General features: G+C 48.7%; 12 protein-coding genes and 4 other annotated features. Of the genes, 6 read left to right on the top strand and 6 right to left on the bottom strand.

What is annotated here, in order from left to right; genetic code table 11:
• Window positions 1-4: 4 nt before the first annotated feature.
• From rsxA to Psch_RS07950, 6 genes are all read right to left on the bottom strand, one after another.
• Window positions 5-598 (bottom strand): electron transport complex subunit RsxA, encoded by a 594-nt coding sequence (gene rsxA, locus Psch_RS07975; RefSeq protein WP_190239806.1) that lies wholly within the window; start codon window positions 596-598, stop codon window positions 5-7.
• Window positions 599-601: 3 nt separating this feature from the next.
• A complete protein-coding gene (gene rsxE, locus Psch_RS07970) occupies window positions 602-1,285 on the bottom strand; it encodes an electron transport complex subunit RsxE (RefSeq protein ID WP_190239805.1) in 684 nt (227 codons plus the stop codon).
• Window positions 1,285-1,884, bottom strand: coding sequence for an RnfABCDGE type electron transport complex subunit G (locus Psch_RS07965; protein WP_190239804.1), 600 nt, complete (start codon window positions 1,882-1,884; stop codon window positions 1,285-1,287). Before Psch_RS07965 ends, rsxE begins: the two co-directional genes overlap by 1 nt.
• Complete coding sequence (locus Psch_RS07960; protein ID WP_190239803.1) at window positions 1,881-2,837, bottom strand: RnfABCDGE type electron transport complex subunit D; 957 nt, start codon at window positions 2,835-2,837, stop codon at window positions 1,881-1,883. The genes Psch_RS07965 and Psch_RS07960 overlap by 4 nt, the downstream gene beginning before the upstream one ends.
• Window positions 2,837-4,147, bottom strand: coding sequence for an electron transport complex subunit RsxC (rsxC, locus tag Psch_RS07955; RefSeq protein ID WP_190239802.1), 1,311 nt, complete (start codon window positions 4,145-4,147; stop codon window positions 2,837-2,839). Before rsxC ends, Psch_RS07960 begins: the two co-directional genes overlap by 1 nt.
• 412 nt (window positions 4,148-4,559) lie before the next feature.
• On the bottom strand, window positions 4,560-4,997 hold the full coding sequence (locus Psch_RS07950) for a universal stress protein (protein ID WP_190239801.1): 438 nt from the start codon (window positions 4,995-4,997) through the stop codon (window positions 4,560-4,562).
• Between the two features lie 177 nt (window positions 4,998-5,174).
• Window positions 5,175-5,234: a sequence feature (sodium ion sensor (DUF1646 type); this cis-regulatory element may regulate processes involved in with the transportation of sodium ions), on the top strand.
• Window positions 5,235-5,477: 243 nt separating this feature from the next.
• Window positions 5,478-5,537, top strand: a sequence feature (sodium ion sensor (DUF1646 type); this cis-regulatory element may regulate processes involved in with the transportation of sodium ions).
• A gap of 213 nt (window positions 5,538-5,750) precedes the next feature.
• Window positions 5,751-5,810: a sequence feature (sodium ion sensor (DUF1646 type); this cis-regulatory element may regulate processes involved in with the transportation of sodium ions), on the top strand.
• A 181-nt stretch (window positions 5,811-5,991) separates the two neighbouring features.
• Here Psch_RS07950 and Psch_RS07945 point away from each other — a divergent pair.
• The 6 genes from Psch_RS07945 (at window position 5,992) to Psch_RS07920 (ending at window position 12,479) form a co-directional block, all read left to right on the top strand.
• A complete protein-coding gene (locus Psch_RS07945; protein WP_190239800.1) occupies window positions 5,992-7,398 on the top strand; it encodes an ArsB/NhaD family transporter in 1,407 nt (468 codons plus the stop codon).
• A 448-nt stretch (window positions 7,399-7,846) separates the two neighbouring features.
• Window positions 7,847-7,905: a sequence feature (sodium ion sensor (DUF1646 type); this cis-regulatory element may regulate processes involved in with the transportation of sodium ions), on the top strand.
• Between the two features lie 195 nt (window positions 7,906-8,100).
• Window positions 8,101-9,504, top strand: a complete 1,404-nt coding sequence (locus Psch_RS07940) for an ArsB/NhaD family transporter (protein WP_190239799.1) — start codon at window positions 8,101-8,103, stop codon at window positions 9,502-9,504.
• Window positions 9,505-9,867: 363 nt separating this feature from the next.
• The gene (locus tag Psch_RS07935) at window positions 9,868-10,248 is read left to right on the top strand and encodes a NusG domain II-containing protein (protein WP_190239798.1); all 381 of its coding nucleotides are present in this window, start codon (window positions 9,868-9,870) and stop codon (window positions 10,246-10,248) included.
• A gap of 192 nt (window positions 10,249-10,440) precedes the next feature.
• Window positions 10,441-10,962 (top strand): Gx transporter family protein, encoded by a 522-nt coding sequence (locus Psch_RS07930; RefSeq protein ID WP_206663736.1) that lies wholly within the window; start codon window positions 10,441-10,443, stop codon window positions 10,960-10,962.
• Between the two features lie 15 nt (window positions 10,963-10,977).
• Entirely contained in the window at window positions 10,978-11,727 is a 750-nt protein-coding gene (mobB, locus tag Psch_RS07925) for a molybdopterin-guanine dinucleotide biosynthesis protein B (protein ID WP_190239797.1), read from the top strand.
• Between the two features lie 5 nt (window positions 11,728-11,732).
• Window positions 11,733-12,479 (top strand): phosphotransferase, encoded by a 747-nt coding sequence (locus tag Psch_RS07920; RefSeq protein ID WP_190239796.1) that lies wholly within the window; start codon window positions 11,733-11,735, stop codon window positions 12,477-12,479.
• Window positions 12,480-12,701: the final 222 nt, after the last annotated feature.

Below are 12,701 nucleotides of genomic sequence, written 5' to 3'. Positions count from 1 at the left end.
TTTCTTAGTGCCCGAACAATCCGTCAATCACGCCGGAAAAGCCCATGAAAGACAGTGAAACGATTGAAGCGGCGATGAGGACTGCCGGGATACCCTTGAAGGCTGCCGGAAAGTCGTTGTTCTCTATGCGCTGCCGGATCCCGGAGAAAAGGACCATGGCAAGCAGGAAGCCAACACCGGCGCCAAAGGAATTTAACAGTGACTGAAAAAATGTATATTTTTCGTCGATGTTGAGGATCGTAACGCCGAGGACGGCGCAGTTGGTCGTGATCAAAGGAAGATATACGCCCAGTGATTGGTGCAGCGAAGGCACATATTTTTTCAGGGAAATTTCCACCAGCTGGACCAAAGCGGCGATGACCAGGATAAATACGATGGTCTGCAGGTAGCCGATTTGCAGCGGCACCAGCAGGCCCATCTGAATCGGATAGGTCACTGCCGTGGCCAGGACCATGACGAAAATGACCGCGAGACTCATGCCGACGGCGGAATCCAGTTTCTTGGAAACGCCCAGGAAGGGGCAAATGCCGAGGAACTTGACCAGTACGAAATTGTTGACCAGTATGGCGCTTAATATAATGATCATCATTTCTTGCATTACTTACAACCCCCTATTACAATCTGCCGACATTCCGATTTGCTGACAGCCGGCGGCAGAAGGACAGCCCTCGCAGCCGAAGTCTGTTTTCTTGATGGCTTTGCCTTTGGAAACATAATTTATCAATGCCACCAGGCAACCATAGGTAAAGAAAGCGCCGGGAGCCAGCATGAAGACCGAAATAGGGTCGTACAGATTGGCAGTCAGCTTGAGGCCCATCCATGCGCCTGAACCGAGGAACTCACGAATGGAACCCATCAAAAACAAAGCAAAAGTGAATCCAAGGCCCATGCCAATACCATCGAAAGCTGAGTCAATGACCTTATTCTTACTTGCGAACATTTCAGCCCGTCCCAGGATGATACAGTTCACTACAATTAGAGGTATGAACAAGCCCAGGGCCTCATTGATCTCCGGGGCGTAGGCCTGCAGCAGCAAGCCGACTATGGTGACGAAACCCGCGATGACTACGATAAAGCTGGGGATCCGGACCTTGTCCGGAATAATGTTTTTCAAAAGAGCGATCACGATGTTGGAAGAAACCAGGACCGCCATGGTAGAAAAGCCCATTCCCAGACCGTTGATGGCCGAAGTGGTAACCGCCAGGGTGGGGCAGGTACCCAAAAGCAGGATCAACACCGGGTTTTCTTTAATGATTCCGTTTGTTATTAAGCTCAGCTTGTTCATTATTTAGCACCCCCTAACGATTTGTATTGGGCCAGGGCTGTCTCCGTCGCACGGAATACAGCATTGGATGTGATCGTTGCGCCGGTAATAGCGTCAATTTCGGTCTCGTTTGGTTCACCGGACCTGGTAATAGCTTTTTGTCCCTTATATTGCGAGAGATATTCGGGGGTCATGGCCTTGGTGCCGAGACCGGGAGTTTCACTGTGTTTGGTCACTTTAACGCCCGTGATGGCGCCCTCGCTGTCGATCCCGACCATGACTGTAACCTGTCCGCCGAAACCTTTGTCCAGCGTGGTAAACACCATACCGGCGCCGTTGTCGGCCTTATAGACCTCAGCCACGTTTTCCGGGAGCTGGGCATTTACTTGAGAGAAGGAACCTTGCCCTTGCGGCAGTACCTCACCTCTGGCGATGTTGGCGTTGCGAGTATTGATGTCCGCTATGACCGGCGCCGTAACCTGATAGGTAAACGCCAGGGCGGCGGTTACGACCAGGCAGATGAGCAGCAGGACCAGTGAGGGCTTGATCAGTTCTTCGAAACTCGATGTCTTTACAGCCACAACCTGCACGGCTTCAGCTTTCATATCTTCGGTTTTCATATCTTCACACCTCCGTAAGTCTTTCTTCTAAACAGCATGTCGATTTGAGGTGTCAGTATGTTCATGAGCAGGATCGCAAAGGATACGCCCTCCGGATAGGAGCCGTAGAGCCGGATAATCATAGTCATAAGACCGCAGCCGATGCCGAAAACGATTTTGCCCGTTGTGAGGTGCGGAGAAGTCGTATAATCCGTTGCCATAAAGAATGCGCCCAACATCACGCCGCCGGCGCAGATGTGGAAGATCGGGTCCTGACCCGCCAACAAGGCAAAGATGAATACCGTGCCGATAAAAGCCAGCGGGATCCACGGCTCGATGACTTTTCGCCATAAGAGATAGATGCCGCCAATTAAAAGCGCGATTGCGCTGGTTTCACCTAAAGAGCCGCCGACAAATCCGAGGAAGAGGTCCATATTGGAGGGCAGGGAGCTAAGATCTGTCCCCATATTCAAAATACCAAGGGGTGTCGCTCCGGTCACTGCGTCGGTAGTTCCCAGGAGGTTACTGGGCAAGGGCCATGTCGTCATGGGAGTTGCAAACGATACCAGCAGGACGACGCGGGCGGTAATGGCCGGGTTAGCAAAGTTTTGGCCGATCCCTCCAAAGATTTGCTTGACAACCACGATAGCCACAAAGGAACCGACCACCGCCATCCAAAAAGGTAAAGACGACGGAAGATTGAAGCCAAGCAGCACACCGGTCACCACGGCGCTTAAATCTGTGATAGTGCTGTCCTTTTTGGTGATATATTGGAAGCCGGCCTCGAACAGGACGCAGGCTGCGACACAGGTGACCGTTAGAAGGATGGCTCTGGAGCCGAAGATGACGCCGGACATGATAAAGGCAGGAATGAGAGCGATCAATACGTCCAACATAATTCTTGTCGTGGTTACATTGTCCACGATATGCGGGGAGGAAGATACAATAAGAGTTCCTTGATTATAACGGCCCATTATTTTTTACCTCCTTCCATAACTAGTCGTTTGCCCAGTTTATTGGTGAAAGCCAGCTGTTTTTTCGCGGGGCAGACATAAGAGCAGCAGCCGCATTCCATACAAAGATTCACGTTCAGCTTCTGCAGCTGCTCAACATCCTTGGCGTCGTAGGCTTTTGCCAGCAGGGTAGGCATGAGCAGCATTGGACAGGCCTTGATACAGCGGCCGCAGCTGATACAGGGTGTTTCTTTAGGCAATGTGGCTAATTCCTCGTCAAAAGTCAGGATGCCGCTGGTGTTCTTGTTCACGGTCATCCCGTCGTCGTAGACGGCTGCCCCCATCATCGGCCCGCCCATGATGATCTTTTTGGGAGTTCTTTTGTATCCGCCGCAGAATGTTATCAATTGACTGATGGGCGTTCCGATCGGAGCCTCCACGTTCTTGGGAATACGGATGGCGTTGCCGCTCACTGTGACCTTCTTTGAGACCAGAGGCATTCCTGTTTCAATAAAGTTCTGCAAAGCGACCACGGAGCTGATATTCGAAACAATCGCGCCTATGTCCGCGGGAAGCTTGCCTATCGGGATCTCTCTTCCTGTGGTCTCGTAGATTAAAACACGTTCCCCGCCCTGGGGATAAACGGATCTGAGCTCCATTACCTCGATCTCCGGGTTATCCTTGACCATTGCCCGCAGCTTGTTGATCGCCGGAGCCTTGTTGGATTCGATGCCGATGATTCCGCGCTTGATCTTGAGGTATTTCAGCGTGTTTTTCAGGCCGTTGATCAGCAGTTCCGAGTTTTCCATCATGGTCCGGTAGTCGGCGGTGAGGTAAGGCTCACATTCGGCGCCGTTGATGATGAAGCTGTCCACTTCATCGAGGTTCTTGGGGTTGAACTTGATGTGCGTTGGGAAAGCGGCGCCGCCCAGACCTACCAGGCCGGAAGCGCGGACCGCCTTGATAAAGCTGTCCTTGTCGTCGATTTGCGGGGGAGCGAGTCCTTCCAGAACTTCCTGTTTTTTGTCCGTCGTGATCGTTACGATCAGATCCCAGACGCCTGACATGGTCAGGCTTTTGTCGATGGCCGTCACTTTACCTGAAACACTGGAATGAATGGGGGCGCTGACAAAGGCATCGGTGTCGCCGATAACCTGGCCCACCTTGACGAGATCTCCCACCTCCACCTTGGGCTGGCAGGGAGCGCCGATATGCTGTACCATGGAAATGTACACCTTATCGGGCACCGGCATTTTTTCCGTAGGGCTTTCCGCGGTATACTTATAATGCTCTACATGGATCGCCGGGAGATGTTTGCTGAAAATGCTCATTCGTTCCCTCTCTCCTTACGATTTTTGACCCGCCACGCCAAACAGTTAAACGTGTTCGGGGTGAGCGGATCATAAAAAATCGATATTTGACACGTCGCTATTATATCACAAAAGATGTGAAAGAGAAGAGCAAAAACTTTAAATCGGGCATGGAAAAACAACCTAAAGAGCAAGTATTTCTTGAATTTGTTGTGGTAGCTGATTTCTGCCTTCTTATTAAGAAGTTGTTGAGTTTATTGGCATTGACTACCGGTAAGTGCTATTACGATTAACCTTTGCAGCCCATACCAGGGGTTTCCATTCACTCCAGCCGTTGTTTGCGATTTTGCAATTTGATAGTTATTTATAATGATTTTATATAGTATAAATTATAAATACAGCAAACAGCAATAAAGATGTGAATTTATTCGCCCTATTCCTTGGTGATCAGCACCGGCTGCCGGGCTTGTTGGAGGACATAGTTGGATACGCTGCCCAGACCCAGCAGGAACCTTTCCACGGTACCCCGGTTGGCCGAACCCATGACGATCAGGTCCATGCCTTCCTCGTCAGCATAGCGGACAATAGCCTCGCCGGGACGCTCCTGCAGGATGACAGAAAAGACCGGGATACCCTCTTTTTTAACTCTTTCCACCGGCTCCTTCAGCGCCTCCACAAAATAATCGCGGCTTTTCTCTTCCAGATCCTTAAGCATCTCAGGACTGGCAACAGATGAAATAAAATCAGTCATCTTTGCCGAAGTCAGCAGGTAAATCCCTGCCTTGTTCCCCTTGGCAATCTCGATGGCGGTTTCCAGGGCTTTTTTGGCCTTGCTTCCGTTGTCGTAAGCGACCAGAATTTTTTTGATCAATGTTGCTCACCTCCTATAGTCCATAGTAATTTTAATTTCGCTGCCGACAGGTACATTTTCCTGCAAGATGTTAAAAATTTTTTCCGGTAATGTCTTGACCTGACCACAAATGTTACTATAGACTATAGGAGATATATGATAAAGTGTACCGTACTAAGCGCATATCGGTTGTTAACGTGTTGGACGGACCTGAAAGGTCCGTTTTCAAGGAACTCAAGGCTTCTGGGGTGGGAGGTCAGCTTCTGATTTCACCGCCTTTTAAAGGGGCTTGAGGGCTTTTTTAGGGGGGATATGAAATCGGATTTTTTATTTTATCACCCTGTTATAACCCCCCCCGGCATATGGGCGCCGTTTCAATCGCACAAAAGCTTCGCAGCGGCTTAAGGTATTTGAACTTTTACATGGGTGAGTACAATGACTGAAGTATAGCAGAGCCATATGATCAGGTATATCGTGGTAAGTGCATAACGGGTTGCAACGTGTTGGACGGACCTGAAAGGTCCGTTTTCAAGGAACCTAAGGCTTCTGGGGTGGGAAGTCAGTTTTCTGATTTCACCACCTTTAAAAGGAACCTGGGCTTTTTAAGGTGGGGTATGAATCAGATTTTTTATTTTTACCATCTTGTTTTATTTCCCGTAAATATGGGTGCGATTTTAGGTATTTAAATTGTTACAAGAGGTGAGCACAATGAACGAACCATAGCAGTGCAATATGATAGCGTATACCGTGGTAAGCGCATAACGGGTGTTAACGTGTTGGACGGACCTGGAGGGTCCGTTTTCAAGGAACTTAAGGCTTCTGGGGTGGGAAGTCAGCTTTCTGATTTCACCGCCTTTTAAAAGGAACCTGGGCTTTTTAAGGTGGGGTATGAAGTCAGATTTTTTATTTCACTGCCTTGTTTCATTCCCCAACAAATGCTGGTGCGATTTCAATCGTACAAAAGCTTTCACGAGCAGCTTAAGATATAATAATTTTACATTATGAGGTGAACACAATGCCCGAACAGTACCAGCCAGTTATAGCCGTAGCAATTTTTCTAATAACCTACGCGATCATCGTTTCCGAAAAAATCCACCGTACAGTGATAGCCCTGCTAGGGGCGGTAATGGTGATTTTGCTGGGGATTCTCCACTTGGAAACAGCGGTGGAGGCCATTGATTTTAACACCATCGGCCTCCTGGTGGGCATGATGATCATTGTCGGCGTCACCAGGAAAACCGGTGTTTTTGAATACCTGGCGATCAAGGCGGCCAAAGCGTCCGGGGGAGCGCCGCTGAAGATCCTCGCGGCTCTCGCCCTGGTCACGGCAGTCCTGTCGGCTTTCCTGGATAATGTGACCACCGTCCTCTTAATTGTACCGGTCACCTTCGCCATCACCAGCCAACTCAAAATCAGCCCGTGGCCGTTTCTGTTTACCGAAATCTTAGCGTCCAACATCGGCGGCACCGCCACCCTGATCGGGGACCCGCCGAACATCATGATCGGCAGCGCCACCGGACTTGGCTTTATGGACTTTGCTTTTAACCTGACCCCGGTTATTATAGTCGTATATGTTACGACGATCTTTTTGCTCCAGTTCCTCTACCGGGATAAACTGTACGCGCCGGAACAGCTGAAAGCAAATATTATGCTTATGAACGAGCGGGATGAGATCAAGGATGCTGTCCTCCTCAAAAAATGCCTGGTGGTCCTGGCGCTGACCATTTTGGGCTTTGTCCTGCACCAGTACGTCCACCTTGAATCCTCGGTCATCGCCCTGGCCGGCGCGAGCCTCCTCTTATTAATTTCCGGAGAAGACGTCGAACACGCCCTGCAGGCGGTGGAGTGGCCCGTGCTGTTCTTTTTCATCGGCCTGTTCGTAATCATCGGCGCGCTGGAAGAAGTCGGTGTCATTGAGATGGTGGCCAAGTGGGCCCTGGAAACAACCGGCGGCAACATGCTGCCGACCGGCATGTTGATCCTCTGGTTATCGGCGATAGCATCGGCCTTTGTTGACAATATCCCCTTCGTCGCGACCATGATCCCGCTCATCCAGGACATGGGACGCCTGGGTGGGATTGCGGACCTGAACTTTCTCTGGTGGGCGCTGTCGCTGGGCGCCTGCCTGGGCGGCAACGGGACCCTCATCGGCGCCTCCGCCAACGTGGTAGTCGTCGGCATGGCGGAAAAGAGGGGCGTCCGCGTTACCTTTGTTGAATTTATGAAAGTGGCCTTCCCCCTGATGCTGTTGTCCATCTTGATCTGTACCGGCTACCTGCTGCTCTTTTATTTCTTCGGCCACCTGGTAGCGGCAGGAGTGGCGCTGGGTCTGGGAATAGTCCTGTTGGTTCTGTCAAGGTCCCTGAACGGCTTGCTGCTAAAGGGGGGCAAAAAAGAGGCCACCCAGCCCGTTGAGTTATAAATACAGGAGTGAATTCATACGGACATTGACTCCAAAGAAAGCAGTGTATACCGCCGGATAATTACTGAAAAAGAAGAGGGTATCCCGGAAGCAAAATTTCCGTGATACCCTCTTCTTTTTTTTGACCTGCCAAAAGATTGCTTTACGATTGACTTTCATGATAAATAGAAATAGAATTGAAAACATTAATCACTAAATATTTTCCTTTCCAGCTACTGCGCAGCTCAGGATCCGCAACAGATGATATGGTTGCCGTAAGCTATCAGATTTTTTGCTCAGACCATACACCTATAGTTATAGTAACCTTATTTCTCTACCGGCAGGTACATTTCTCTGCAATACTGTAAAAATTTTTTCCGGTACCGTCTTGACCAGACTGCAAATGTTACTATAGACTATAGGGGGTGTATGATCAAATTTGCCGGTAATCGCATAACGTGTGTTAACGTGTTGGACGGATCTCAAAATCCGTTTTCAAGGAACCTAAGGCTTCTGGGGTGGGAAGTCAGTTTTTTCTGATTTCACCATCTTTTTTTATTCCCCCAACAATGTGGACGCGATTTTAATCGCATAAAAGCTGCGCAGCTGCTTAAGGGATTTGTTCATTCCTTTGGGGTCTTCGTGCGAATGAATTTGCACTCACATTGTGATGAGTATGCTATTTTTATATTTATTCGTAAAACATTTACATGAGGTGATCTAATGCCCGAACAGTACCAGTCAATAGTAGCCATAGCAGTTTTTCTAATAACCTACGCGATCATCGTCTCCGAAAAAATCCACCGTACGGTGATAGCCCTGGTAGGGGCAATGGTGGTGATCTTGCTGGGGATACTCTCCTTGGAGACAGCGGTGCATGCTATCGACTTTAACACCATCGGCCTCCTGGTGGGCATGATGATCATTGTCGGCGTCACCAGAAAAACCGGTGTATTTGAATACCTGGCGATCAAGGCGGCCAGAGCGTCCGGGGGCGAACCGCTGAAGATCCTCGCCGCTCTCGCCCTGGTTACAGCGGTCCTGTCGGCGTTACTGGACAATGTGACCACCGTCCTCTTAATTGTACCGGTTACCTTCGCCATCACCAGCCAACTCAAAATCAGCCCGTGGCCGTTCCTGTTTACCGAAATTTTAGCGTCCAACATCGGCGGCACTTCCACCCTGATCGGGGACCCGCCGAACATCATGATCGGCAGCGCCACCGGACTTGGCTTCATGGACTTTGTTCTTAACCTGACTCCGGTTGTTGTCGTTGTATATGTGGTGACGGTCTTTTTACTACAGTTCATCTACCGGGATCAACTGGACACGCCGGAAGAGCTGAAGGAAAATATTATGCAAATGAACGAGCAGGATGAGATCAAGGACGCCGTCCTCCTTAAAAAGTGTCTGGTTATCCTTGGGTTGACCATTTTGGGCTTTGTCCTGCACCAGTACGTCCACCTTGAATCCTCGGTCATCGCCCTGGCGGGCGCGAGTTTCCTCTTATTGGTTACCCGCGAAGATGTCGAACACGCCCTGCAGGTGGTGGAGTGGCCGGTTTTGTTCTTTTTCATCGGCCTGTTTGTAATCATCGGCGCTCTGGAAGAAGTCGGTGTCATTGAGATAGTGGCCAAGTGGGCACTGGAAACGACCGGCGGCAACATGCTGCCGACCGGCATGCTGATCCTCTGGCTGTCGGCGATAGCCTCGGCCTTTGTCGACAATATCCCCTTTGTCGCGACCATGATCCCGCTTATCCAGGACATGGGGCGCCTCGGCGGTATTGCGGACCTGAACCTGCTCTGGTGGGCGCTGTCGCTGGGCGCCTGCCTGGGTGGCAACGGGACCATCATCGGCGCCTCCGCCAACGTGGTGGTTATCGGTATGGCGGAGAAGAGGGGCGTCCGCGTCACCTTTATTGAATTTTTCAAACTGGCCTTCCCCCTGATGCTGATGTCCATCGCGATTTCCACCGGCTACCTGTTGCTCTGGTATTTCCTGGGCCACCTGCCGGCGGCAGGGGTGACGCTGGGGATCGGCATTGTTCTCGCGGTGTTGTCAAGGTCCCTGAACAGCCTGCTGCTAAAGAAACCCAAAAAAGAGGCTCCCCGTCTCGAACCTTAATTTTGCGCGAATTCATTCGCGATTGACCACAAAGAAATACAGCACAAACTGCGCTAACTAATGAAAATGTAAGGGGTATCCCGGAAGTGAAATATGAGGGATACCCTTTTCCTTTATTTGACCTGCCAAAAAAGATTGCTTTAAGACTGACTTTGCTTTACGATTAATTTTAAAGCGTGGAAACAAAATAAAAAAACATTAATTTAATAATATTAATAAAAAAGTAGCACATGGTAAACCTCTGGAGCTGTTTGAGCAATTTAACAATACCTTGAAAAAATGGGTCCAAATAAGCTGCAAGATAAAATAAAGCTGTTTAAAAAATAAATACTAGTTCAGCATCTATGAACTTTGGAGATAACAATGCAAAACCTTAATCGTTATATAACTGCCGCCCTCTTAGCCCTGGCTCTGATTAGTTTCGTGTTTTTGTACCTGTCGCAGCGCCAACCGGCGGGAGAAGGCTTAACTGTAGAAATATACAAATTTGGTCAGTTGTACCGGCAAATACCGCTGTCTGAGGCCACCGATGAGGAAATTAAGGTTACGGATTCAGACGGACATTATAACGTGGTGGAGATAAAAGACGGCCGGGTCAGGGTTCAAGAAGCCGATTGCCCCAATCAAATTTGTGTTAAGACAGGCTGGTTGAGCAAGCCCGGTCAAATATCCTTTTGTGCCCCAAACAATCTGAAAGTTGTTATCAAAGGAAAGTCTACAGGTGTGGACGCCACTTCCTACTGAGCTTGGTCGTAGGCCATAGGGCGCAAGGCGTAACAAATAATAGCAGGGGATTATCCCCCTACCTTTTTAAACAATCTTACGCCCTACGCCTGACCCAGATACAAATCAGTATGAGCCTACGCCCTATGACTGACCGGTAAGAAATTCAGTATATAAAGCAATGATAATCTTCAGTGTAAAGGTGGACTGCCGGTGTTTAGCACAAAACGTATTGTAACGATTGCCATGTTTGTCGCATTGGCAACGGTTATTAGCATAGTGGAAAGGTCCGTTATTATTCCCGGTGTACCTCCCGGGGTGAAGCTGGGACTGGCCAATATCGTAACTTTATTGTCAATATTAGTTTTGGGGTACAAAGATGCCTTTTTTGTTGTCGCTGTCAGGTGTATTTTGGGGTCTTTATTGGGGGGCAACCCGGTCGGTTTTTTATTTAGTATTACCGGAGGTATGCTGAGCACGCTGGTCATGTCCGTCATGTGGCGCTATCTAAAAAAATATGTCAGTATTGTCAATATCAGCGTGATTGGCGCTATATGCCATAACATAGGTCAATTATTTGTAGCAAGTGTACTGGCTCAGGATTTTCATATTTACATTCTTCTGCCCGTATTAATGATATCCGCTGTGATAACCGGATACAATGTCGGCCTGTTAACAAAGTATGTATACAAGTCCTTGTATGACAGGAACATAGGGGGTTACGGAATACCTTAGGAAAGGAAGAATTGCATGAAAGCTTTTTCAGTTTTTGGGGTTACCCAGTCCGGTAAAACGACAACTATTGAAAATATTATTGCAGAATTAAAAGAAAGAGGTTATAGTGTAGGTTCGGTGAAAAATATTCATTATGAGGACTTTATCCTTGATGTGGCGGGGAGCAACACCTGGCGGCATAAACAGGCGGGCTCGGAGATGATTGTGGCAAGAGGCTTTAAGGAGACAGATATCCTTATCCCGCGGCATTTGGGGATAGACAAGATATTGCGCTATTTCGATCACGATTACGTTGTTATTGAGGGGGTAGCCGATACCATTCTGCCGAAAATACTCTGTGCCGGCAGCGCTGAGGAAATCGACGAGCGGTTGAATGATTTGGTTTTTGCGATTTCAGGCCGTATTTCCGATCAGACATCGGCATATCACGGTGTCCCGGTGATAAACACATTGTCTGACGCGGCTAAACTAGTTGACTTGATTGAGGAAAAAGTTACTGATATAATACCGTTTGTCAACGGGCTGGAACAATGCGGCGCCTGCGGCAGCAATTGCAAGGACTTTGTTGCGAAGGTCCTAAAAGGTGAGGCGGCCCGGGAAGAGTGTGCCTTTGTGAAGGACAGGGCAACCGTCGTTGTCGGTCAAAGGGAAATAGCGGTTGACTCATTGCTGCAGGCTAAACTGGAGGCCTTTCTGGAGGTTCTTTTTTCTAAATTGAATAACTACGATCTCAGCGAGCAAATAAAAATATCAATAAGGAAGTAGTGATAATGGAGGATAGCGTCAATAAGCTGGAACAAGCTCTGGGAGTAAAGGTTGTATACAGTGAAAAGAGATTCAGCAGGCGCAATAATGTTTTTTTTGTTGAAGCGGTTACCGCAACAAATGTAACCCAGCGGTATATCATCAAGGAACATGTTAACTCGTCAACAGGAAATGAGGTATTTATTTTAAATGCTTTGAATAAACAGGGGATCAATGTGCCGGACGTTATATGGCATGATAACAACATCATTATTATGCCATATATTCAAGGCGTTTTGTTGGTCGATTTACTGATAGACATCGAAATAGAAGAGGAGTTATGGATTGGCGAGCTTGCGAAATGGTTGCGTAAGTTGCACGGGTATATGAATATATCCAGTCAGGTATGTTTGTGCATGTCTGACTTAAACTTGCGTAATTTTATTTTTGACGGTCGAAAGTTTTATGGCCTGGATTTTGAAAGCGTTTGTTTTTATCCCCCGGAGAGAGATCTGGGAGGAATATGTGCGTTCATATTAAACAACCACCCAATGTTTGAAAATTGGAAGTACAGAATTTGCAACTCACTGATCCGGGCTTACGAGGCTTTGCTGCCCGGCGGCGGAAGCATGACTAAACTTGATCATGATGCGATATGGTTTTATTTAATTGAGGAGCTAAAGGCAGCCGCCGGGAGGAGAGCAAATCAACGCCACTATTTAAATGCCAAAATAGAAGAGTTGAGTTACAATAAATTCTTTGGCAATGAGTGACAATGGGGACGGTTCTCGTTGTCACGCTTTCTCTTGAGAAGCGTTCGAAAAGTCTCTGGGGTAGGGGGTCCGGGGATTTCCTCCGCTCGCTACCCAATTCTACTTTTGTGCAACTAGAGCATCATGCCCACCGCATCTACAGACGGCCGCCCGGCAGCTACGCGCTATTTAGGCTTTGCTGCATGCCTGCACGCGCTAAGGAACGCACCCAGGTGCTCCGCT

It is taken from the genome of Pelotomaculum schinkii (assembly GCF_004369205.1).
Taxonomy (GTDB): Bacteria; Bacillota; Desulfotomaculia; order Desulfotomaculales; family Pelotomaculaceae; genus Pelotomaculum_C; species Pelotomaculum_C schinkii.
Note: the sequence above shows the minus strand (reverse complement) of the source record. Positions and strands in the feature narration are given on the sequence as shown.